This window comes from Kribbella jiaozuonensis (assembly GCF_005233875.1).
In the GTDB taxonomy this organism is placed as follows: domain Bacteria; phylum Actinomycetota; class Actinomycetes; order Propionibacteriales; family Kribbellaceae; genus Kribbella; species Kribbella jiaozuonensis.
This window is the reverse complement of record NZ_SZPZ01000001.1, coordinates 1,764,456-1,786,888: the sequence shown is the minus strand read 5'-3', so window position 1 is coordinate 1,786,888 and position 22,433 is coordinate 1,764,456. Positions and strand designations below refer to the sequence as shown.

Genomic DNA, 22,433 nt, shown 5'->3' with positions numbered 1-22,433 from the left:
TCGACGCGCGCGCTCACACGACCTTTGGTGTCGACCTGGCGATGGCCCTGTCCAACTTGTCCAACCAGTTCTCCGCACTCGGGCAGATCGAAGCGGCGTTGGCGTTGAGCAACCAGTCGGTAGACATCTACCACGGAGGGATTGTTCCGGGCGACGACTCCCTTGTACCCGGGCTCGCTATGGCGCTCACCATCCAGTCGAACCAGTTCTCCGCACTCGGACAACACGAGAACGCGCTGCAGGCGATCAGCGATGCAGGCGCGCTCTTTCGCGACCTTCTCGCCGGCGAAGTCGGCGATTTTCAGGCTGCGCTCGCGGTGGCGCTCGACAACCAGGCGCAACGACCCGCCACGCTCGGGTATCGCCAACAGGCGCTGGAAGCAGTCACCGAGTCAGGCAGCTTGCGCCGTGATCTCGCGTCGAACCAACCCGACGAAGCCATTCACAGAACCCTGACCGACTTCCAAGAGTTGGGAGTCGACGAGGCACAAGCCGCAGCCGCAATACGAGCGGCACTAGCCATAGACCCCTGATCCGACGTGGCTGGCATCCGGAGGCGATTCGAGCTCACCGAGCTGGCTTGAGAAGGACCCAACACAGGTTCCCCGTCGTTGGCTGCGTCCGGCGCTCAGGACAACTCCGACGACGAAATTGACCCTCGGACCCCACCTCACGGGCTGGACGACCTGTGGCCGACATTCCGTCGGATCCTCGTTCAACGTCCGACCAGAGTGCCTGCAGGCCTGCGGGCGGTGTGGGTACTCGCCTGGATCGTGATCATCTGGGCAATTTGGGCCGTCCTCGCCGGCCCTCTCAAAGACAAGGTCATAGGCCAGGACGAGCCCGTCACGGCCGCCGTCGGAGCCCTGGTGTCCGGAGGACTGACTGCCGGGCTCATTTCCTACCTGATGGCGCGGGTGTTGCCGGGCTGGTTGACCGCGAGCTTCGTCGATGTCGTGCGCTACCTCGACACGAGCCCACGCTCGTACGAGGTCCGCCGCGAGATCTGCGAGGGTCTCGTCGAGATGCTGCAGGCACTCCAAGCCTCGCAACAACCGAAGTACGACCGCGTGGTCCAGGTCGCACACAGCCTCGGCGCGTACATCGCGTACGACACCATCGCCTACCTCTGGGGCACGATGAACTCCAAGACCGACAACACCGAGGCGGTGGACAAGGCCTCACGACGCTAGCGGGCCTCGAGCAGGCAGCGTCTGACCTGCCCGACGCCGGTGACGCCAGCCCCGCGCTGGTGGACGCATGCCGATCCGCGCAGCGCGATCTCTGGATGGAGATCAGATCGCAGGGAAACCCCTGGCTGATCACCGACTTCGTCAGCGCGGGGACCCCGATGTACTTCGCCGATCAACTCATGGACGGCAAGGACGGCCGGTCCTTCGCGTCCCGGATCAACCGACGCGAGCTACCTACGTGCCCGCCGCACAACGAGGAATCCGAGCACAACAACATCCACCAGACGAGGCGCTTCTACCCATGGGAAAAGAAGGTCTGGGCCGGTCCCAAGGACGCCAAGGGGGTTTGTCAAGCGGCGAGTGATCTACGAAGGCGCCCCTTCGCCGTGGTTCGCTGGACCAACGTCTTCTTCCCCGTGAAGTTCGGCATCTTCGGCGACTGGTTCGGTGGACCGCTCGCTCCCACGTTCGGCCTCGGCATCAAGGACGTTGCCGTGCACGGCAACACAGTCGGTAAGCCGCGTACGAAGCCCTGGTGCAATCGCTACATTCCAGCGGCAGCTCACTCGTTCTGCTTCAAGTTCGCCGCAGACGACGCGTCGAACTCCGTTGCCACCAGCATCCGCGACGGCCTGGACCTCGCCTGCACATCCTGGATTCGATCAGCGCCCACCTCGGCGGCGGACGCCTCCGGCTCACCATCGATCGCTTGAAACGTGCTGCCCCAAGGCAAATCCGGGCGCATCGATAGGGGTCCTGTGTGGATCCTCGTTTCTCCGTCTTGCGCATTCAGCTCCTCGGTAGCAACCTGAGTTAGAGGGGTTCCGAGGGGGACATCGCGCTCGCTTGCGTGTGCGAACTCAGCCACGGCGAGATTCTGCCTGGCGGACTATCGGGCACAACGCGTCCCCACCGGCAACGGGAGGAGATGCGATGAGTGACGCCGAGAAAGCACCGTCCCCATGAGCCGCGAATACTTTTCACCGTGGGCAGACGGCTTGAGTGACGAAGAGTTCGCCAAGGCAATAGCGGCTTTGGGCCTCGCGGCCGCACGCACGCCTGACGTACTCGCGGGCGTCTTCACAGCCGCGGAAATCGCCAGCCGTCTCCGTGCAGACCTGCAGTCGCAATCGATCACTGCCTCTGACAGTTCAAGAGGTCCGCTCGACGATCCATGGCCCGTCGTGACGTGGAGAGCCCCGCGGTGGAGCGGATGGGATCCGGCGACGACGCAGCCGGCGCACGATTGGGCGGCTGCCTGGGACGAGCTCGGCTTCACCTACAGCGTGCGATTTGCGTTGACGCTCTACGGCGACCTGTCGCCGCGCTGGCTGGCAGAGATCCTCCGGGGAGCTGGCGTGTCCGCCGTGTCGTCGTTCGTCGATCTCCCGACACGTTTGAGCGATGGGACCTGGCAGACTCCGTGGCGTTTTCCGCTGCGGATCGGCTTCCTCGACGGACAGGGCGGACGAGCAGCCAGAGATCAGCTTGTCGAGGCTTTCGGCGACTCGTCGTGGCGCGCCGTACTGATCGACCCGATGATCATCGGCCGCGAACGGGTAACGTGCGATGTCCTCGTGCTGACGACCTCGCCGTACGACGCACTGCGGTCACTACGAGGAGTTCGGCAGGTGCGGGCCGGCGCTGTGCTCGGGCTACATGCGCTCGATCCATGGGACGACAGGGTTGTACTCGATATTGCTGTAGAGACACGAGCCTGGGCGGTCGGCTTCTGCGAAGTCCCCGACCCTGCTGATTGGCTCGTGGAGCTCTGCCGGCAGCTCTCGCACAACCTCCCGCTCGACTGGGCATTCGAAGTCACCACATCGCATCTGCACGGCGTCCTTGCCGCGCAGACTGATGACGTCGACCAACAGCGCGCCGCATATCGAGCCAGAGTAGTAGCGCAGTCGCTGCGCCTCATCGAAGCCCGGAGAGCAGTTCAGGAACCCGGCACTTTTCCGCCGCGGGGGGAAGTTCTGGCCTCCGAGTTCGATCGGATCGCCAGCACCGGACGGTTCGTGAGTGAGAGTGGAGAGGCCTCCGAGTTGGTGGAACTGGAGCGTCGATCCGCTCCCCTCGTCAACGAAGCGACAGCTGCCCGCTGGTTGCAGGCTCGCATCACGCCTGCGGAGAACCGGGACGTGTCGCTCGACCGATTCCGGGCGAACACCGCCCATGTCATCGATGTGCGGATCGGTCCCAGCGACATCGAATGGCTCGAGGGCGAGTCGCCGTTCCCGGAGGAGTCGACTGCGCCCGTCGAGCGCAGTCTGACGATCATGCTGACGGAACCACATCTCCTTGCGCGTCCATTGGTCGAGAGCATCGCGCTGCCTGCCTTCGGAGCCAGCGAGGTGATCAGCTTCGAGCTGGCGACGCAGTCCGACACCACTGAGGTTGATGCCCGCCTCACCTTGCTCTCGGGGAATCGAGTCCTCCAGACAGCCCGGCTTCCACGCGAAGTGGACGCGATCAGATCCGCACCATCTGATACCGCAGTCCCATGGTCGGCGGCGACAACACGGGAGACTTTCGTCGCTCCCGCGATCAGTGACTTGGGCGACCGTCGAGCTTTCGACGCCGCGTTCATCGTCAACAAGAGCGACGATGGCATCGGTCGGCTCACCGCAGTCTCAGGTCGACTTGCCGGTGTTGTTCGTCTCGACGACAGGACGCTGGTCGAGGCGCTGACCAAGATCAGTAAACGGCTTGGTGAGATCGTCGAGGCCCCGGATGACTTCGTCAGCCTGGACGACTCCGGTACGGTCGAGCTACTTATCTTCCTCGCGCGCAGCGGGGCCCAAATGCGACAGGCTCTGGTCACGGACTCGTTGAACCTTGCACCGATCCTGGCGAGATCGCGTTACCTACAGGTGGTTTCGGCTAAGCCGGACGCGTTCTTCCCGTTCGAGTTCGCCTATGACTTCCCAGCCCCTGCGCCCGACGCCGAACTCTGTCCGGCCGCGGCCCTCGCCTCAGACGACCCAGACCTGAAGTGTCACGGCCTCCACACCAGTGCCGTTGTGTGCCCACTCGGGTTCTGGGGTCTGACCAGGGTCATCGAGCGTCACGCGTTCGAGCCGGCCGACGAGGTCGCCGGAACGATGCTGCTGCGGGGGACGCCTGTGCGGGACCGCGACCTGATTTCCCTCGGTCCGATTGTCTTCGCGGCAAGCGACCGTGTCGACAGTTTCCTGGCCGGATCGATCGACGGCGTCACAACGACGTTGAAGTCCACCGCGGGCACCAGTGAACGAGTCAGCGCCTGGACCGACTGGTCGTTGGCGGTCGCGCAGGACAAGCCGGCATTGCTCATGCTCCTTCCCCACACGGTCTTCTCGGAAGACCTCGACGAGTTCGGCCTCGAGATCGGCAGCAACTCCACGCGTTGGGCCGCCGACATCGCCGCGGACTTCCTTCCCCCGGAGGACCGGCCTGCCCTCGTTGCGCTACTTGGTTGTGAGACCGCGCGGGCAGGTGAGGTCGGGTACGAGCGCTTCCCCAGCCGGTTGCGCCTCGCGGGAGCTGCGGTCGTGATCGCCACCCTCACCGAGATCCTGGGCCGCCACGCCGCACCCTTGGCCGGCCGCCTTGTCGAGGAGCTGTACGCATCTTGTGCCAGCGAACCGCGCGGTGTCGGCGAGGTGATGGTCCGGCTGCGGCGACGGCTCGTCGCCGACGGCGTGCTACCTGTCCTTGCGCTCGTCGCGTTCGGTGACGCGGACTGGCTCGTGACCAAGGCTTCACCGTGATGTTCGCCATCGAGTTGCTACCTGCCCGTCATGGAGACGCGCTGTGGATCGAGTACGGCGACGCGGAGCACCCACACCGCATTCTCATCGACGGCGGTCCGAGCAGTACGATCACCCGCAAGGCAATCGAGAGCCTGATCGCCGACCGCATAGGTGCTGAAAGCCAGCGCGAGCATGACTTTGAGTTGATCGTGGTCACGCACATCGACGCCGACCACATCACCGGCCTGCTCAAACTGTTCGAGAACCGCTCCATCGTCCTTCGCCCCAGAGACGTGTGGTTCAACGGATGGGATCACCTACCCAGCGACCTGCTCGGCGCCAAGCAAGGGGAAAGCCTCAGTGCCGCGATCGTGCGCAACCGCATGCCTTGGAACGCCGACTTTGCCGGGCGCGCGGTGCAAGTCGAGGACACCGGCGCACTGCCATCGCTCGATCTTCCTGGCGGGATGCGCATAACGCTTCTTTCGCCGACACGCCAGGCTCTCGCCGCCCTGCGGCCAGTGTGGAAACGAGAAGTCGAGAAGGCCGGACTGGTGCCAGGACAGGCCGCAGCGGACGAGAGGGCGAAACAGCCCGACGTCCTGGGCGAGAAGCCGCTCGATCCCAAGGCGCTCGCCGCCGAGCCCTTCGAGAACGACCCCAGCGAGGCGAATGGAAGCAGCATCGCCTTCATCGCCGAGTTCGACGGCAAGAGTCTGCTCCTGACCGGAGACGCCCGCGCCGACATCCTCTCGGCCGGCCTTCGCCGTCACCTTCAGGAAAGAAACGCAAGCCGCGCCCAGCTCTCCGCGCTCAAGGTCCCCCACCACGGATCCCGGAACAATCTGAGCCTCGACCTGCTGTCCCTCCTTGACTGTGAGCGCTTCCTCTTCTCCACCAACGGAGACATCTATCAGCACCCTGACCGCGTCGCGGTGTCGCGTGTCATCACCACTCATGACGGCGCCGGTCTCGAATTCAACTACCAGACGCAGTTCACCCAGCCGTGGGAGTCGCGCCGAGTGAAGCGCAAGTTCCACTACAGCACGAGATTTCCTGCCGACGGCAACCAATGGCTCCGCGTCGAGCTGTGAGGTCGTGTCGACTTTCATCGAACTCTAGCGAGTGTTCACGTTGTTGCCAGAACGATCACGCGACGACGCGGCGATCCTCGAAGGCGTGTTCGGGCGTCGCACACCGCTGATCCACGAGCTTCCGCACAGGACAACGCTGGAACGCGTGGACGGCCTTGAGCTGCCCCGACCTGCTGCGTGTACTTGAAGCACTCGGCGAGCATGGGGACGGGAGCGGCGTCGATGTTGTCGCGAAGAGAATCCAACTCAGCACGAACCACCGGGGTCGACATCCTCGCCGGTCTGCGGCGTTGCTCGTAGGTTATGTTGCTCAGCAAAAGCCGCACATCCAGACTCAGACCGAGAGGGCCCTCTCTGACCGTTTCGCCTACGCGCCGTGGTCGTTGTCACGCCGGCGGCACCCTGCGCGAAGGCATCGTCGATGTAACTCCCCCGGCTTGGACTTCGCAGGCGAGCACCACAACCGGCGCACCTCTTTACGCACCTCAATCAGCGCGAGACGATGGTAAGCGATGAGCACCGACGCGCGCCCGAGTATTCACGAATCCCTTGCCAGTAAGAGATTTCACTCATCACCGACAACCCGTGATCAACGTCAGTCGAAAATCAGCGGGTTCGGGGTTCGAGTCCCTGGCGGCGCACAACAGCCCAGGTCACGTGAGTGGCCTGGGCCTTTTGTTGTCCATAGGTCACCTCTTACTCACCTCTTTGCCTCGACAGCGACTGACCCCGGCGCGATCCCATCCGTCCGAGATCTCGTGCAGAGCCTCACTCTGATCGTGACTGTGTGTCACATCACATTGCTTGGCGTCCTTACCGAGATTCACCGCGGTCGACCAGACCTAGTTTGCTCTGCGCCGCGAGCGGCGGGGCCTAGGTGGTCATTTGTTGTTGTGGAGTAGGGACGAGAGTGCCGTGCCGACCACTGCCGTTACCGCCTGTGGATGTGACACGAGGGTGACGTGCGATCCGCCCTTGAAGAGCGTGATGTGGGAGTGGGCGCGGTGTGACATCGCGAGTAAGGATTGCGGTGTGATGATCTGGTCGCCGGTGGAGATGAAGGACCAGGACGGCAGGGTCTTCCAGGCTGCTTGAGTCGTGGGGGCGGTGAGGGCCGCGGTTGATGCGACGGTCTGGGTCGCCCACTGTTCGACTGCCTGCGCTCGGGGCAGATCGTTCGCGAAGTACTTCGAGTAGGCGGTCTGCTGGAGGATGAGGTTCTGCTGGCCGCTCGGCGCGCCCGGGATCGGTTCGAAGAGTTCCGAGGCTGGGTGCGTGACGATGGCCGAGGTCGCTCCGCCCAGGTCGCTGATCGCCTCTCCGACCGCCGGCTCGTAGGCGTCGACGTACACGAGTCCGACGACGTTGCTCACTTCGGCGGCTGCGTTGGAGATGACTGCGCCGCCGTACGAATGGCCGACAAGCAGCACCGGTCCAGGGATCGTGCGCAAGAAGTTGGCGACCGCTGCCGCGTCTGCTGCCAGATCCTGCACGTGTACGTCGGCTGCCCGGACGTTGCAGCCGTCGCGCAGCAGTTCGTTGACCTCCCCGGTCCAGCTCGAGTTGTCGGCCCAGGCTCCGTGGACGAAGACGACCGTGATCGGGGCGCGGCCCGACGCCGTACACCGGATGGGCCGGGCATCGGATCCCGTCGCGCTGGCGATCGGCGCGACGAGCCCGCCAGCGAGACATAGAGCCGCGACGAGAAGGATCCAAGCCTTCCGCGTTGTGCGCATGGTTCGTCTCCTCCTCATGACTCGATGAAGGCCAGTAGATCTTTGTTGATCGTGTCGGCATGCGTGGTCGGCATGCCATGCGGGTAGCCCGCGTACGTCTTCAGCGTGCCCTGCTTGAGCAGCTGGACCGCCCTGGGACCCGAGCTGGCGTACGGGACGATCTGGTCGGCGTCTCCGTTCATGACGAGAACCGGCACCGTGATCTTCTTCAGATCCTCGGTCCAGTCGTCGTTGATGAAGGTCGAGACGCAGTCGTACTGCGCGTTCGCGCCGCCCATCATTCCCTGCCGCCACCAGTTCTGGATGACAGCCTCCGACGGCGTCACGCCCGGCTGGTCGAAGTTGTAGAACGGCCCGGCCGCGACGTTGCGATAGAACTCCGATCGGTTCGCCGCGATCCCGGCCTGCAACCCCTGAAAGCCAGCCAGCGGTGTGCCAGCGGGATTGGCGTCAGTTTGAAGGACGCTGGGCGTCACCGCGCTGATCAGTGCAGCCTTGGCGACGCGATCCTCGCCGTGCCGGCCGAGGTAGCGCGCCACCTCTCCACCGCCGGCGGAGTGCCCGACATGAACCGCGTCGCGCAGGTCCAGATGCTGGGTGAGATCCGCGAGATCGTCGGCATAGTGGTTCATGTCGTTGCCCTCGTTGACCTGTGCGGAGCGGCCGTGGCCGCGTCGGTCGTGGGCGATCACCCGGTAGCCGCGATGCAGGAAGAAGAGCAGCTGTGCATCCCAGTCGTCGGCCGACAACGGCCACCCGTGACTGAAGACGATTGGTTGACCGGAGCCCCAGTCCTTGTAGAAGATCCGGGTTCCGTCGCTGGTCGTGAACTCTGCCATGGTTCTCCCTCGCTTTCGCCTGTCGAACGGACTTTGCGAGGCTACGAACGCCGGTACGTCGGTCGCATGCGTCACGTGACGCATATTGGGCGGACTCAGAAGTCACTGACCGGCCGCAGCGCATCGCGCAACTGGTTGCGCGACGTGATCCCGAGCTTCGGGAAGATGTTGTACAGGTGACGGGCCGCTGTCCGGTGCGAGATGTACAGCCGCTCGCCAATGTCCTTGTTCGACAGCCCTCGGGCCGCCAGCTGTGCGATCTGCAGCTCCTGCGCGGTCAGCTCGGCCCAAGCTTCAGGGGTACGTCGACGCGCGGCCTCGCCGGAGGCGCGGAGCTCGCCGAGAGCCCGTTCGGCCCAGGCCGTCTGCCCCAAGGCGGTGAATGTCTCGGCGGCCTCGCGGAGCGGAGTACGAGAGTCCCCGGCGCGACGCTGGCGGCGCAACCACTCGCCGTACGCCAGCTGTGTGCGCGCGGCATAGGTCTCCCAGCCCTTGGGAGTGGAGGCGATGGCCGTGGAGAACAGCTGCTCAGCCTCATCGTCCCGGCTCAGGACGGCAGTCGTGTAGGAGACCTGGGCGTGAAGGTAGGGCGCTGTTACGGCCGTCGCGATCTGTCGCCACTCGTCCACGAGATGCCGCACCAGCTCAAGATCGCCGTCCCCGCTCCGGGCAGCGTCCACGAGGTCGGCAAGGGCGTGACCCCTCAGATAGCGGTGGAACGCGACGTCGTCCGGGTCGAAAAGTCGCTTCAGTCGTTCGTAGGCGTCCTTGTAGTGACCGGCCGCAAGCTCGACCCGACCGCGCGCCAGCGTGACCATCGGGAGCAGCAACGTTGCCCCCAACGGCAGCAGGATCTCCTCGGTCTCAGCGATCAGTCCCCGCGCTGCCTCGTCGTGGCCGCGATGTGCCGTGGCAACCGCTTCGGCCAGCTTCGCCGCCGGCAAATAGAGCGTCGAACTGGTCTCCACCGCCAGCCGCCCGGACTCGGCGGCAGCGGTGACAGCGGGCAGGACTGCTCCGCGGTGCACGTGCGCCCACGCCTCGGTGCCGAGTGTGATGCACAGCGGTTGGAGCTTGCCCTCGGCGCGAAGCCGGTCGGCCGCTGCTCGAAGGAACGGGAGTCCCAGGTCATCCGTCCACACTGCTGCAGCGCCGACACCAACCGCCAACAACTCGATCCCGCTGTCGATGCTCGCCGGCGACATGTGCGACAGCTGGGTCGCTACGTAGCGCCCGTTCCCGATCGGGTCGACATTGGCAAGGAAACAGAGCCGCGACGGGTCGTCAGCTGGTCCGTCGATGCTTCGGGCGACCTCCGTCGCCGTACGACGCGTGTCGTCATCGAGGTCCTGCCAATACGTCCGCACGGCGACCCGTGAGAGTGCTTGCAGAGCCTTGTGATCGTCGCCTTGCGCAACCAACCCCTCGACGACGCGAGTGACCGCGTCCAGAATCGCGGCTCCGGTGGACAGCGTCCCGCTGAACGTCTCCATCCACAGGGTGGCCTCGGCATGCTCGTACGGCGGTAGTCCCGCGTGCTGCGACTCGGCGAACAAACGGCTGCTCTCCTGCCAGCGGCCGAGCTCCAGCGCCAGCATCGCCGCCTGCCACAGCCGTAGCGCTCGAGCGTCAGCTTCGGGTGTGAGAGATGCACTCCGCTCGATGGCTGCGAACGCTGCATCGTTGGCACCGCGGTTCTCCGCGCGTTCCGCCGCGGCGGCGAGGGCAGCCGCCACGACTTCGTCGTACCCCCTCGTCGCCTCCGCTCGATGCCAGATCGACCGGTCGAGATCGTCCGCGAGTACGTCGGCGAGAGCGGCGTGCATCGCACGTCTGTCGTCTCGAGGTGTCGCTTGTTCGACGGCGGATCGGACCAGCGGATGGCGGAACCGGAAGCGATCCGGAGTGAGTGTGCCGAGGCCGGCGGCTACGACTGCATCCCATCCGCCAACGCCAGGCCCTCGAACCGCGCGCGCGGCCTGGAGCAGTTCGGACGGCTCCGAGTCCTCCAATGCGGCGGCCAGGACGAGCGCCCGTGTGTCGTCGTCGAGCCCGTCCAGCTTCGCCGCGAAGGTCCGCTCGAGCCGTGCTGTCAACGGGAGCGATCCGATCTGGGACGAGCGCACATCGCTCGTCACGCCGCGCGCAGCCGCCGGGAGCTCGATCAGCGCAAGCGGATTGCCGAGCGCCTCGGCCAGAATCCGCCGCTTGATGCCCGCCGACAGACCGTGCCCGCGCGAGTCCAGCAACGCGGCGGCCACCTCGTCACTCAATCCGCCCACGTCGTACTCCGGTAGCCCCGCGCCGTCGAACTCGCTCGCCACACCCGTCCGTACGGCGAGCCACATCAGCACCGGATCCATCTCGAGGCGCCGCGCGACGAAACTCAGCACCGTCCCCGACGAGCTGTCGATCCACTGCGCGTCGTCGACGACGAACAACACCGGACCCTCCGCCGAGACATCGGCGACGAGGCCGAGCGTGGCAAGCCCGATCAGAAACAGGTCTGGTGCCACCTCACGCGGAGCCAACCCGAGCGCCATCTCGAGTGCATGCCGCTGAGCCTCCGGAAGCCGCTCGAGCCTGTCAAGCAACGGCAGCAAGAACTGGTGCAGTCCAGCAAACGGCAACCGAGTCTCAGACTCCACCGCCGTGGTCCTGAAGACGCGAATCCCGTCCCGTCCCGCCTCCGTAGCTGCCGCGGCCAACAGAACAGACTTGCCGATCCCCGCGTCCCCCCGCACCACCAACGCACCGCCACGCTCCCGGACCCCCTTCACGAGCCCGAGCAGCCACCCCAACTCCCGCTCCCGCCCAACAAGACCCGGCAACGCCTCAGCGCTCCCCCGACCCTCCGCGACCGGCCCCTCGGCACCCACAGCAACATCCTGCCGCGCCGACCCACCCCTGCCAACCGTCGTGCCAGAGCTCATGCGCCCACGGCGGCTGGCTCGGTGTTCAAGAGGTAGGTGATCGTTCCGATGGCGTCGACTCGGACCGGTTTCTTGTCATAACCGGTTGCACCGGCTTCGTCGAGGAGCCGCTGGAGCACCGACTCGGATTCCTCGTAGCCGCCCTCCCCCAGCTGACGGCGCGGTACCTGCCGTACTTCTCGAGCCAGGCTTGACGGTAGGGCAGCCCCACGGACCGGCTACTGACCAGGGCCGGGCAGCGCGCGGTCGAGCTGTGCGCGGGAGGTGATGTCCAGCTTGGTGAAGACCTTCGCCAGGTGGTACTTGACGGTCCGCGCGCTCAGGAACAGCCGCGCACCGATCTCGGGGTTCGACAGCCCGTCGCGGGCCAACTGAGCGATCAATGCCTCCTGTGCCGTGAGGTCTCCGACGGCCGGTTCGTTGCGCTCGCCGACCCGTTCTCCGGTCGCCGCCAATTCCCGGCGCGTCCGCTCCGCGAAGGCCCCCATGCCGATCGCCTCGAACTGGTCGTACGCCGCACGCAGCTGTCTGCGAGCGTCCGTACGTCGACCCGCCCGCCGCAGCCACTCGCCGTACACGAGCTGCGAACGCGCGAGCTCCGGACGGAGCTGGGTCCGGCCGAGCCGCTCGATCGCTTCCTCGTAGAGCTCCTCGGCGTCGCTCAACAGGGCGCGTGACCGTGCCTCAATGCCCAGTGCCCAGTCGGTTCCGCTCGGCTGTGTGGTCTCGGTCAGCCGCTCGAAGGCCTCCCGCGCAGTCGCGAGGTCTCCCCCGCGGACTGCCGCCTCGATGAGCTCGGGCAGTGCCCAGATGGAGATCCAGGGCTCGAACGTGTTGGAGGTCGCCTTCCGTGCGGCCGCGGCGGCCTCGGCGTACCGTCCGCAGCCGTTGTGCAGCATCGCCGCCGCCCAGAACGCGTTGGTGGCTGTGATCGAGTCTTCTCCGGCCTGCTTGATGGTCGCCTCGATCATCGCCAAGGCCTCGGCTTCCTTGCCCTGCATCGCGAGTAGCCGCAGAGAGATGTGTGGCGCCACCATGCTCCCGGTCGCAGCCGCGATGGTGTCCCCCTCGGCGATGGCCGACGCTGCCCGCGGAAAGTCTCCGCTCAGCAGAGCCGCAGTGCCGAGTACGGTCAGTATCACCGGCAGCTGCGCGAGCGCACCGGCGTCGCGAACCAGCTGAACGGTCTGCTCCGCGATCGCGAGCCGACCGTCGTCATCCCAGACCGCGATGCTCACCGCGGCGGCCAACCAGCCCCAGCGCACCATGTCCTCGACGGTGCGGTCGCCTGTCGCGAACATCCGTGCTGCCCTCAGGAGGGCAGGAGCCGACGCCGCTCGGCCATCGGTGATGAGCAATGCGAGCCCGTCCAGCAAGAGCTCCAGTGGCTGTGGATCAGTCCCGGACTTCGGCAGCTCACCGACCGCCCGGCAGATGTCGAGCAGGATGCCCTCTTCAGCGAGATGCCCCGCGCCGACGGCGGCCGCCCACGCGCTGAGGTAGGTCTCACGGGTCAGCTGCAGATCGAATTGCTCGAGCCGGCCGGCCGCGCGACGCAGCAGTCGTGGCGCGTCCTGGAAGCGTCCTGACGCGAACGCGATGTGGCCGCGCAGGAGATCGACGCGAGCCTGCTGGAAGTCGTCGAGGGTGCCCGCCTCAGCAGCCGCCAGCAGACTCAGTGCCGGATCGAAGGCACCGGCCTGGAAGCTCGCCTGGGCCGCAGCCAAAGCACGCTCCGCCCGCAGCGCTGGATCTGTCGTGAGGTCGACGGCACGGCGCAAGAAGGCTGCGGCCGCTGCCATCCCACCACGCGCCTGTGCCCGCTCGGCCGACCGCTCCAGCTCGGCCGCCACGCTCTCGTCCGGGCCGGACGCAGCGTGCGCCAAATGCCACGCACGCCGGTCCGGATCAGACACAGGATCAGTCACATCCGCCAGCGCCCGGTGCGCTTCCTGCCGGGCAGAGGCCGAGGTCGCGCGGTAGGCGGCGGATCTGACCAGTGGATGCCGGAACCACACGTGCGCGCCGACTTCCAGTAACCCGGCTTCGGCCGCCGGTACGGCGGCATCGGAAGGCAGCCCGAGGCGCTCAGCGGCCCGCCAGACCAGGACGGGATCGCCGATCGGCTCGGCAGCGGCCAAGAGCAGCAACCGACGGCACTCGTCGGGCAGACTGTCCAGCCGGCGCCGGAAGCTTGCCTCGATACGTCCGGGCAATGCCATCGCGTTGGGCAGCGCGAACCCGCCGGCCAGCTCGGCCGGCGTCAGACCGCGCGGTAGTTCGAGCAACGCGAGCGGGTTGCCGCCGGAGTCTGCGACAAGGCGGTTCGCGACCTGCTGGTCCAGTGGCGCGGACAACGAGGCGGCGAGCAGCTCACGGGCGTCCGCGTCCTCCAGCCCGCGCATCAGCACCTCAGGCAGTCCGGACAGGTCGTCGGCGACCGCACGCGATGCGAAAGCGACACCGACCGGTTCTGCATCGAGGCGCCGCGCCACGAAGCCGAGTACCTGAGCCGAAGCTCGGTCCAGCCACTGCTCATCGTCGACGACGCAGACCAGCGGGTGCTCCTCGGCCAGCTCCGACAACAGGCTCAACGTCGCCAGCCCCACCAGAAAGCGATCCGGTGGCGCTCCGTCGCTGAGGCCGAACGCCGTACGCAGCGCCGTACGCTGCGGGCCAGGCAGCCCTTCGACGCGCTGAAGCATCGGGGTCAGCAGCTGGTGGAGTCCGGCGTACGCAAGCTCCATCTCGGACTCGACTCCCGCGGCACGCGCGACGCGGCAGCCCGAGGCACTCTCGGTGAGATGGTCGAGCAGCGCGCTCTTTCCGACGCCAGGCTCGCCGCGCACGACCAAGGCGCGGCCGGCGCCGGTCCTGACCGCCCTCAGAAACTCCGCTATCACTTCGCGCTCTGCCTGCCGGTCCCGCATCTCCACCGAGCGATGCGGGCGGCTGAACGAGCGCCGTTGTCCGGGTCTCTCCATCGGCTGCTCCCACATCCACCCAAGAGCCTTACTTTAGACCCGTCAAGCGCGGGTTCGACCCGGCGAAAGTCACTGGTCCGCCCGACAGATATGACCAGTGAACAGCCAGGGACTGTCCAGTGGACAGTCTCGCCGTAGGACCATTGCGGAGGGCTGCGGGACGGTGCCAGCCTGAGCTGGTTGCGGCGTCCGGGCGGTCCGGACGCCCGGACCACGGCGGGGTACCGATGGAGGATCGCGAACTGCGGGGCCGGCAACAAGAACTAGCCCTGCTCGAGGACATGCTCGAGGCGGCGCGATCAGGGCAGAGCGATTCCCTGGTCCTGCGCGGTGAGGCCGGCGTCGGCAAGACCGCGCTGCTCGATTCGCTGATTGCCGACGCACCGGACTGCGATGTCGCTCGGACCACCGGGATCGAATCGGAGATGGAACTGGCGTACGCCGGGCTTCACCAGCTCTGCCAGCGATTCGCCGACCGCGTCGACCAACTGCCGCCACCACAGCAGCAAGCGCTCCGCAGCGCGTTCGGCCTCGTCACAGCGCCGGTGTCGGACCGGTTCCTGGTCGGCCTCGCCGTACTCAACCTGCTCTCCGACGCGGCGTCGAAGCAACCGTTGGTGTGCATCGTCGACGACGCGCAGTGGCTCGACCGGATGTCGGCCCGCATTCTCGCGTTCGTCGCCCGCCGGCTCGCACAGGAGTCGATCGTGATGCTGTTCGCGGTCCGCGACGGGATCGAGCACGAGTTCACCGGCTTCCCGGAGCTCGTACTACGCGGCCTCGAGGACACCGAGGCGCGCGCCTTGCTGGAGTCGGTCCTGCCGACGCCGGTCGACCCCCGGGTACGCGACCGGATCGTGGCTGAGACCCGCGGCAATCCGCTTGCGCTGCTGGAGCTGCCGCGTGCCTGGACCGCCGCCGAGCTGGCCGACGGCCTCAGCTCCGGACCGCTCGTCAGCCGGATCGAGGACTGCTTCGTCCGCCAGATCGATGAGCTGCCGGCGGACACGCGACGGCTGCTGCTGATAGCCGCAGCCGAGCCTCTCGGCGATCCGACCCTGCTCTGGCGGGCAGCCGAGTATCTCCAGCTCGGTGCGGATCCGGCCGCAGAAGCCCTGGAGTCGGGATTGGTCACGCTGGGCCAGCACGTCCGCTTCCGGCATCCGCTGGTGCGGTCGGCGATCTACCGGCGCGCAACGCCGCACGACCGGTACGCCGTACACGCAGCGCTGGCCGCCGTCACCGATCCCGACGCCGATCCGGACCGTCGCGCCTGGCACCGAGCTCAGGCCACGGACCGGCCCGACGAAGACGTGGCGGCCGAGCTGGAGCGTTCGGCGGTGCGAGCGCAGGCGCGAGGCGGATTCTTCGCCGCGAGCGCCTTCCTCGAACGTGCGTCGACGCTGACCCTCGACCCGGGCAGACGCGCCGGACGCGCCCTGTCCGCTGCTCGTGCCAAACGCAGCGCCGGCGCCCTCGAAGCCGCGCTGAAGTTGCTGTCCGATGCCGACCGCGGCCCCACAGATCCGTTGCGCACCGCTGAGGTCGCGCAGCTGCGGGGTGAGATCGCATTCGACCAGGGCCGAGCCCGCGAGGCTGCCAGCACACTGCTCGACGCAGCCCGGCGACTCGACCCGCACGATCCCGCCCGTGCCCGGATGGCCTACCTCGAAGCGATGTCGGCCGCAATTTGGGCCAGTGGACCAGACGCACCCGGGATCCTCTCCTACGCGGCCGCGGCGGCACCTCGCCCCGTTGACTCCGACCCCCTGCCGGACCGTCTGCTGCAGGCGCTGGCGCTGCGCTTCACCCGCGGCTATCCGGCGGCGGCGCCGAGTCTGATCGAGGCCCTCGGGAGGGCGCGCACGAGAGAGGTCGCCACAGAGGATGTCGGCAGTTGGCTCTGGCTCGCCGGCAACCGGGTCAGCGGCACCATCGCCATCGAGGTCTGGGATCTCGGCACCGCGCTGGAGCTCGCGGCGCGCCAGGAACGGATCGCGCGCAGCACCGGCGCCCTCGTCCAGCTTCAGTTCGCGCTCAACTTCCGGTCCAACCTTCTGTGCATGACGGGCGATCTTGACGCCGCCGCGCGACTGGTCGAGGAGGAACACCAGCTCGCCGCCGCAACCGGGAACCGCGAGGTCGGCGTCGGGCGGATGCTTCTGGATGCACTCCGGGGCGAGGAAGCGACAGCTCGCCGGCTGATCACCACGACAATCCGAGAGTCCGCCGACAGCAGCCAGGGCCGGATGGCCGCGTTCGCGACGTACGCCGACGCTGTGCTGCACAACGGCCTCGGCCGCTACGAGAAAGCGTGTGACGCTGCCCGGCGGGTGTTCGAGCAGGACATCGTCGGGTACGGCGTACTCGTCGTCGGAGAGCTCGCCGAAGCCGCATCCCGAACCGGCGACTCGAAGCTGGTGGAGACCAGCCTGACGTGGTTGAGCGAGCGGGTAGCGGCCACGCCGACCGACTGGGGTCGGGGCCTCGAGGCACGAGTTCGCGCGCTGCTCACCGGTGATGAAGCGTCGTACCAGGAGTCGATCGACCATCTGAGCCGTACCGAGCTGCGGATCGAGCTCGCCCGTTCAGAGCTGCTGTACGGCGAGTGGCTGCGTCGCCAAGGCCGACGGGGCGAGGCACGTACTCACCTGCGTACAGCTCACGAGGCTCTGATGCAGATGGGACTCCAGGCGTTCGCAGATCGCGCGCGGCACGAGTTGCTCGCAACCGGTGAGACCGTCCGCAAACGCCGGCCGGACACCAACAACGACCTCACGGCTCAGGAGGCACAGATCGCCGAGATGGCCCGCAGCGGCCTGACGAACTCCGAGATCGGAGCGCAGCTGTTCATCAGCCCCCGGACGGTGGAGTGGCACCTGCGCAAGACGTTCTCCAAGCTCGGCATCAGCTCTCGTCGCCAGCTGCGCACCGCCCTTGCGGGTGTGGGCTGACATGCCGGGCCTGGACGCCTTCTCGCACGTGTCGTTGACAGTGCCGGATGCGGAGCGCAGCGCGGAGTTCTACAACGGCGTGCTCGGAACCGAGACCGTGTTCGTCGGAGAGCACCTCGTCATCGTCGCCCGGGGCCCGGTGATGATCGCGTTCTGCGACCACCCCGAGATCGTTGGTACGACCTTCGACCCTGCCCGGGTCGGCCTGGACCACGTGGCCTTACAGGTCCCGTCCCGCGCCGAGCTCGAAGCTTGGGAAACAAGCCTGCTGGCGGCCGGCGTGACCTGCTCGCCGATCGAGACCAGCCCGTTCGGCTCCCATCTCAACCTCAAGGATCCGGACAACATCGCGATCGAGCTCTTCGCCCCTGGTCGCGCTTCGCCAGAACCCACACAGACTGGAGGTTGGCCGTCATGACCACCAAGATCACGATCATCTTCGACAACCCGGACAGCCCTCGTGACCAGGGATAACTACTGGTGCGAACTCGCCGTGGCAGGAGGAGCGTGGGACCCGACCCAGCAGTCGGAAGGAGAGCACGATGACGGACGAGTACGACGTGATCGTCCTGGGCGGTGGCTCGCCGGGTGAGCATTGTGCGGGAGCCTTGGCCGCAGGCGGTCTGCGCGTCGCGGTGGCGGAGCGTGAACTGGTCGGCGGCGAGTGCTCCTATTGGGCCTGCGTCCCGTCGAAGACACTGCTCCGTCCCGGCGAGGCAGTACAGGGTGCTCGAGACGCTCTGGCCGACGCCGAAGTCGATGTCGAGGCTGCGCTGGCCTGGCGTGACTTCATGGTGTCGGGCTACTCCGACGCAGGTCAGGAGGAGTGGCTCGAGAAGAACACCATCACTCTCCTACGCGGAATCGGCCGCCTCGCCGGCGCAGGAGTCGTCGAGGTCGACGGCAAGCGGCACACCGCGAAACACGTCGTACTGGCAACCGGCTCCGAGCCGATCATCCCGCCGATCCCCGGACTGCGGGAGCTCGACGGCGTCTGGACCAGCCGGGACGCGACCGCCATGAAGGCAGTCCCCCAGCACCTGATCATCCTGGGCGGCGGCGCCGTCGGCGTAGAGCTCAGCCAGGTCGTTCGGCGCTTCGGCGGCAAGGTGACGCTTGTGGAACGCGCACAGCACCTCCTCGACCGCGAGCCGGCACCGCTCGGCGAGGCGCTGGCCGATGCCCTCCGCCGGGACGGGATCGAGGTGTTCACAGGATCCGAGGTGACAGCTGTACGACGGGCTGACAGCGACTACGTGGTCGTCCTCGCAGACGGACGCGAGCTCTCCGGAGACAAACTGCTGGTAGCCACCGGCCGACGCCCAAGGGTGGAGGACCTCGGACTCGAGACCGTTGGGGCGACCATCGATCGGCGCGGCGTCCGGGTCGACAGCCGGCAGCGGGCCGGCGACCGTCTCTGGGCGGTCGGCGACGTCACCGGGCTGTGGCCCTTGACCCACGTGGGCAAGTACCAGGCCGAGGTGGTTGCGGCGAACATCCTCGGTGAACCGCGGGAGGCGAATTACGACGCCGTACCACGGGTCGTCTACACGGACCCGCAGGCCGCCGCCGTCGGCGCAACGGAAGCGCCGTATCGAGGCACCGCGCGGCTGGCGGACATCGCCAAGCTGGCGACATACACCCGGGCTTACGCGGACTCGAACGGTTTCCTGACGCTTCTGAGCGACGGTCGACGCCTGACCGGTGCCTACGCCCTCGGTCCGGAGGCCGGCGAATGGCTTCAGCAGGCCACACTGGCAATCCGCGCCCAGATCCCGCTCGAGGTGCTCCGCGATGTCATCCAGCCCTTTCCGACGTTCTCGGAGATCTATCTCGAGGCGCTGAAGTCCCTTCTCGGATCGCTCGACTCCGGGGTGCACGAGCGTGAATAGCCCGGCGTGGCCCTTCGAGACCCTCAATGTCCGGGCCGAGGGTGCGGTGCTGGTCGTCGAGATCGGGGCTCCGCCCATGAATCTGCTCGGCCCGGAACTGGTTCGTGATCTCGTATCGCTGATCCAGCGCGCGGAGGCCGAGCACGACGTCAAGGTGCTCGTGTTCAGGAGCGCCGATCCGCAGTACTTCATCTCGCACGTCGATCTGCACAAGGTCGCGGAATACCGAGCCGAGGCGGCCAAGCTGACCGGCGTACCGTCGATCGCCTTGCTCTTCCGGTATCTGAGCGCGAGCCGCCTGGTCACCATCGCTCAGATAGAGGGCCGGGTCCGCGGTGCCGGCAGCGAGTTCGTCCTGGCCTGCGATCTGCGGTTCGCCGCGCGGGAGACGGCGATCTTCGCGCAGATCGAGGCGGCCTTCGGTCTCGTCCCCGGCGGTGGCGGCGTCGAGTATCTCGTTCGGGTCATGGGACGGGCGCGTGCGCTCGAAGTACTGCTCAGCGGGGATGACTTCGACGCCGGGCTCGCCGAACGGTACGGCTGGATCAACCGCGCCCTGCCGGCCGACGAGCTCGGCGACTTCGTGGAGACCCTCGCCCAGCGGATCGGCACATTTCCACTCGCCGGGCTGACTGCGATCAAGGACCGGGTGAATGCGATCTCGCTCGCCCCGGTCGAGGACTTCCAACTCGACTCGGACCTCTTCGGATCCCACGTCGGCAGCGCCGAGTCGCAGCGCCGTACCCGAACCGCTTTCGAACGCGGTCTGCAAACGCCCGACGGCGAGCTTGCCCTCGGCTCGATTCTCGCCGAACTCAACGACCAGCAGGACAAGGAGGACGAACGATGAACGTCAAGGACAAGGTAGTAGTCGTCACCGGCGGGGCCGGTGGCATCGGCCTGGCCCTGTGCACCCGATTCGCTCAGGACGGCGCGCACGTCGTACTGTCCGATCTCGATCAGGACTCGTGCGAGAAGCATGCCGAGCCGATCGGCGCGCTCCCGGTCGCAGCCGATGTCGGTCGCGAGGAGGACATCGCGCGACTGGTCGCGGCCACCGTCGAGCGGTTCGGGCGGATCGACCTGTTCGTCTCGAACGCCGGCATCGCGATCGACGGCGGGATCGAGACGACCACCGAACAGTGGCAGAAGATCATCGGCGTCAATCTGATGTCGGAGATCTTCGCGGCCAAGTACGCGATCCCGCACATGCTGGAGCAAGGCAGCGGCTACCTGCTGAACGTTGCATCCGCGGCGGGCCTGCTGGTCATCTTCGACACCGTGTCGTACACGGTCACGAAGCACGCGGCGATCGGCTTCAGCGAGTGGCTGGCCGCGACGTACATCGATCAGGGCATCGGCGTCAGCGTGCTGTGTCCGGCGGCCGTGCGCACTCCGATCCTCGCGGGCAAGGAGGACACCCCGGAGGGAAGGGGCGCGATCACCACGGATCAGCTCGCGGACATCGTCGTGAAGGGTCTCGACGAAGAGCACTTCATGATCTCGACGCACCCGTGGGTGCTGGAGAGGTTCGCGGTCAAGGCCCGTGACTATGACGGCTATATCGCGATGCTGCGGTCCGACCGCACTGCTCAGCTGGCCAAGGCCGGCGCCGTCTGATCATCGACTTCTAGGAGACGAAGGCGAGAGGTCGCGGACGTGCTGAGCAGACATCAAGCGAACTCTGCCCGGTGCTCGTGGAGGAAATCCTCCAGGCGGCGAGGGGAACGGCCGGTGATCTGCTGGAAGGAGTCGGTCGTGTAGTCGTTCTCACCGGCCAGGACCGCCCACTCCCGCGCGATGAGCAGTTCGGCTTCTCCGGCCGGTATGCCGGCGTTGATCAGCCGTGCGAGGAACTCCGGCACGGTTGCGGTTCGGAAGGTGACCGTCTCGCCTAGCTCGGCCGACAGCAGTTCGAGCGCCTCCGGCCATGACACGGGGACGGGTCCTGTCAGGTCATGGTGTTGGCCCCACAACGCGGGCTCGGTGAGCACGCGCAGTCCGGCCTCGGCCACGTCGCGATGATCGATCAAGGCGACCCGGCCGCTGTCGGCGAGGCCGGTCCAGGTGCGCGAGGCGCGCACCTGGTGCCCCGCGGCGAGCAGCGACAGCTGGAAGATCGCGGGACGGATCGTCGAGTACGGCACTGCGAGCGCGGAAGCGAGGCGGTCGATGCTGTCGTGGGCTCGCTGGTTGATGCCCAGCGAGTTCGCCGAGGCATTGAGCACCGAGAGGCGGGTGACCTGCTCGATCGAGGAGATCGTGGAGGCGACGCTGATCGCGATTCGCTGCAGAACTCCCTGGATCCCAACTGATCCCATCGCGATGAATATCGTGCGGATCCCCTTCAGCGCCTCGGTGACGTCACTGGGGTCGTCCAGCTGCGTGGAGCGGATCTTCAGACCGTCGGGCTCGCCGAACATTCGACGGGCCCCGTTGGCGTCGCGAACCAGCGCGTCGACCGCCTCGCCGCGCTTGAGCAGGCCGCGGACGATCTCGCTGCCGACGTGACCGGTGGCACCGATCACTGCGACAGTCATCAGGCTTCCTCATCGGCAAGATAATGCTCGGCGTACGGCGTTCCCGCGAACTTCTCGTGCAGCAGGCGGGAGAAGAACGTCAACGCGCTGAGCGGCCGGTAGTTGACGATGATGTGCTGAGCTTCCCCGTCCGCGTTGAACTCGATCAGATGAACAGCCCCGATCGGCGTACCGCGGACCTCCGCCGTGTAGTCCTCGATGAAGCTGTTGTCACCCCAGGGGCCGACGAAGTTGAAGTCCTGACGGTCGTACAACTGGCGAGCCCCGCCGATGACGGCGCGGACCGCATCCGCGCCCTGCACGGCCCCGTCCAGAATCGAACCACTACTGATATTGGTCATGGCATCAGGCTCGCTCGCCAGCCAAGCCATCGCACCAGTAGAAACCACCGGACCATCAGACCCCGCGCCTGGCGGCAGTGGCCACGCCCTAGGAGGGAACCGGTGCGACAGCGCCTACCACCTCTGTCACAGAATGCCGGCAGGCTCGGTCTTCTTGGTGTAGGGGCAGATCACCTGGTCGCCGAAAGGA

General features: G+C 66.8%; 16 protein-coding genes. 10 read left to right on the top strand and 6 right to left on the bottom strand.

Annotated elements, in window-relative coordinates:
* Window positions 1-41: 41 nt before the first annotated feature.
* The 5 genes from FDA38_RS08655 to FDA38_RS08635 all read left to right on the top strand — a co-directional run bounded on the left by FDA38_RS08655 (window position 42) and on the right by FDA38_RS08635 (window position 6,024).
* Window positions 42-533 carry a hypothetical protein gene (locus tag FDA38_RS08655; protein WP_137253502.1) on the top strand — a complete coding sequence of 164 codons (492 nt, stop codon included), beginning with the start codon at window positions 42-44 and terminating at the stop codon, window positions 531-533.
* Window positions 534-731: 198 nt separating this feature from the next.
* The gene (locus tag FDA38_RS08650; protein ID WP_137253501.1) at window positions 732-1,193 is read left to right on the top strand and encodes a hypothetical protein; all 462 of its coding nucleotides are present in this window, start codon (window positions 732-734) and stop codon (window positions 1,191-1,193) included.
* 95 nt (window positions 1,194-1,288) lie between these two features.
* Window positions 1,289-1,906 (top strand): hypothetical protein, encoded by a 618-nt coding sequence (locus FDA38_RS08645; RefSeq protein ID WP_137253500.1) that lies wholly within the window; start codon window positions 1,289-1,291, stop codon window positions 1,904-1,906.
* 249 nt (window positions 1,907-2,155) lie between these two features.
* On the top strand, window positions 2,156-4,948 hold the full coding sequence (locus FDA38_RS08640; protein ID WP_137253499.1) for a CHAT domain-containing protein: 2,793 nt from the start codon (window positions 2,156-2,158) through the stop codon (window positions 4,946-4,948).
* Complete coding sequence (locus tag FDA38_RS08635) at window positions 4,948-6,024, top strand: MBL fold metallo-hydrolase (RefSeq protein ID WP_137253498.1); 1,077 nt, start codon at window positions 4,948-4,950, stop codon at window positions 6,022-6,024. The genes FDA38_RS08640 and FDA38_RS08635 overlap by 1 nt, the downstream gene beginning before the upstream one ends.
* A gap of 881 nt (window positions 6,025-6,905) precedes the next feature.
* On the opposite strand, the gene FDA38_RS08625 is transcribed toward FDA38_RS08635, so the two are convergent.
* From FDA38_RS08625 to FDA38_RS08610, 4 genes are all read right to left on the bottom strand, one after another.
* Entirely contained in the window at window positions 6,906-7,760 is an 855-nt protein-coding gene (locus FDA38_RS08625) for an alpha/beta hydrolase (RefSeq protein WP_137253497.1), read from the bottom strand.
* A 14-nt stretch (window positions 7,761-7,774) separates the two neighbouring features.
* Window positions 7,775-8,599 carry an alpha/beta fold hydrolase gene (locus tag FDA38_RS08620; RefSeq protein ID WP_137253496.1) on the bottom strand — a complete coding sequence of 275 codons (825 nt, stop codon included), beginning with the start codon at window positions 8,597-8,599 and terminating at the stop codon, window positions 7,775-7,777.
* A gap of 95 nt (window positions 8,600-8,694) precedes the next feature.
* The gene (locus FDA38_RS08615) at window positions 8,695-11,532 is read right to left on the bottom strand and encodes an ATP-binding protein (RefSeq protein ID WP_137253495.1); all 2,838 of its coding nucleotides are present in this window, start codon (window positions 11,530-11,532) and stop codon (window positions 8,695-8,697) included.
* A 218-nt stretch (window positions 11,533-11,750) separates the two neighbouring features.
* On the bottom strand, window positions 11,751-14,516 hold the full coding sequence (locus tag FDA38_RS08610; protein WP_137253494.1) for an ATP-binding protein: 2,766 nt from the start codon (window positions 14,514-14,516) through the stop codon (window positions 11,751-11,753).
* A gap of 227 nt (window positions 14,517-14,743) precedes the next feature.
* Here FDA38_RS08610 and FDA38_RS08605 point away from each other — a divergent pair, with 227 nt between their 5' ends.
* From FDA38_RS08605 to FDA38_RS08585, 5 genes are all read left to right on the top strand, one after another.
* Complete coding sequence (locus FDA38_RS08605) at window positions 14,744-17,470, top strand: helix-turn-helix transcriptional regulator (protein WP_137253493.1); 2,727 nt, start codon at window positions 14,744-14,746, stop codon at window positions 17,468-17,470.
* Window position 17,471: 1 nt separating this feature from the next.
* The gene (locus tag FDA38_RS08600) at window positions 17,472-17,888 is read left to right on the top strand and encodes a VOC family protein (protein ID WP_137253492.1); all 417 of its coding nucleotides are present in this window, start codon (window positions 17,472-17,474) and stop codon (window positions 17,886-17,888) included.
* A gap of 124 nt (window positions 17,889-18,012) precedes the next feature.
* Entirely contained in the window at window positions 18,013-19,362 is a 1,350-nt protein-coding gene (locus tag FDA38_RS08595) for a dihydrolipoyl dehydrogenase family protein (RefSeq protein ID WP_137253491.1), read from the top strand.
* Window positions 19,355-20,212: an enoyl-CoA hydratase/isomerase family protein gene (locus FDA38_RS08590; protein WP_137253490.1), complete on the top strand. Its 858-nt coding sequence runs from the start codon at window positions 19,355-19,357 to the stop codon at window positions 20,210-20,212. Before FDA38_RS08595 ends, FDA38_RS08590 begins: the two co-directional genes overlap by 8 nt.
* Complete coding sequence (locus FDA38_RS08585; protein WP_137253489.1) at window positions 20,209-20,982, top strand: SDR family oxidoreductase; 774 nt, start codon at window positions 20,209-20,211, stop codon at window positions 20,980-20,982. The genes FDA38_RS08590 and FDA38_RS08585 overlap by 4 nt, the downstream gene beginning before the upstream one ends.
* A gap of 53 nt (window positions 20,983-21,035) precedes the next feature.
* Here FDA38_RS08585 and FDA38_RS08580 read toward each other — a convergent pair whose 3' ends face one another.
* Complete coding sequence (locus FDA38_RS08580; RefSeq protein WP_137253488.1) at window positions 21,036-21,902, bottom strand: NmrA family NAD(P)-binding protein; 867 nt, start codon at window positions 21,900-21,902, stop codon at window positions 21,036-21,038.
* Entirely contained in the window at window positions 21,902-22,243 is a 342-nt protein-coding gene (locus FDA38_RS08575) for a hypothetical protein (RefSeq protein WP_137253487.1), read from the bottom strand. Before FDA38_RS08575 ends, FDA38_RS08580 begins: the two co-directional genes overlap by 1 nt.
* Window positions 22,244-22,433: the final 190 nt, after the last annotated feature.

What these genes read in the sequence shown, in the direction of transcription:
- FDA38_RS08655 (WP_137253502.1), top strand. Translation starts at nt 42, where the DNA reads ATGGCCCTGTCCAACTTGTCCAACCAGTTCTCCGCACTCGGGCAGATC.
- FDA38_RS08645 (WP_137253500.1), top strand. Translation starts at nt 1,289, where the DNA reads ATGGAGATCAGATCGCAGGGAAACCCCTGGCTGATCACCGACTTCGTC.
- FDA38_RS08640 (WP_137253499.1), top strand. Translation starts at nt 2,156, where the DNA reads ATGAGCCGCGAATACTTTTCACCGTGGGCAGACGGCTTGAGTGACGAA.
- FDA38_RS08635 (WP_137253498.1), top strand. Translation starts at nt 4,948, where the DNA reads ATGTTCGCCATCGAGTTGCTACCTGCCCGTCATGGAGACGCGCTGTGG.
- FDA38_RS08625 (WP_137253497.1), bottom strand. Translation starts at nt 7,760, where the DNA reads ATGCGCACAACGCGGAAGGCTTGGATCCTTCTCGTCGCGGCTCTATGT.
- FDA38_RS08620 (WP_137253496.1), bottom strand. Translation starts at nt 8,599, where the DNA reads ATGGCAGAGTTCACGACCAGCGACGGAACCCGGATCTTCTACAAGGAC.
- FDA38_RS08615 (WP_137253495.1), bottom strand. Translation starts at nt 11,532, where the DNA reads ATGAGCTCTGGCACGACGGTTGGCAGGGGTGGGTCGGCGCGGCAGGAT.
- FDA38_RS08610 (WP_137253494.1), bottom strand. Translation starts at nt 14,516, where the DNA reads ATGGAGAGACCCGGACAACGGCGCTCGTTCAGCCGCCCGCATCGCTCG.
- FDA38_RS08605 (WP_137253493.1), top strand. Translation starts at nt 14,744, where the DNA reads ATGGAGGATCGCGAACTGCGGGGCCGGCAACAAGAACTAGCCCTGCTC.
- FDA38_RS08600 (WP_137253492.1), top strand. Translation starts at nt 17,472, where the DNA reads ATGCCGGGCCTGGACGCCTTCTCGCACGTGTCGTTGACAGTGCCGGAT.
- FDA38_RS08595 (WP_137253491.1), top strand. Translation starts at nt 18,013, where the DNA reads ATGACGGACGAGTACGACGTGATCGTCCTGGGCGGTGGCTCGCCGGGT.
- FDA38_RS08585 (WP_137253489.1), top strand. Translation starts at nt 20,209, where the DNA reads ATGAACGTCAAGGACAAGGTAGTAGTCGTCACCGGCGGGGCCGGTGGC.
- FDA38_RS08580 (WP_137253488.1), bottom strand. Translation starts at nt 21,902, where the DNA reads ATGACTGTCGCAGTGATCGGTGCCACCGGTCACGTCGGCAGCGAGATC.
- FDA38_RS08575 (WP_137253487.1), bottom strand. Translation starts at nt 22,243, where the DNA reads ATGACCAATATCAGTAGTGGTTCGATTCTGGACGGGGCCGTGCAGGGC.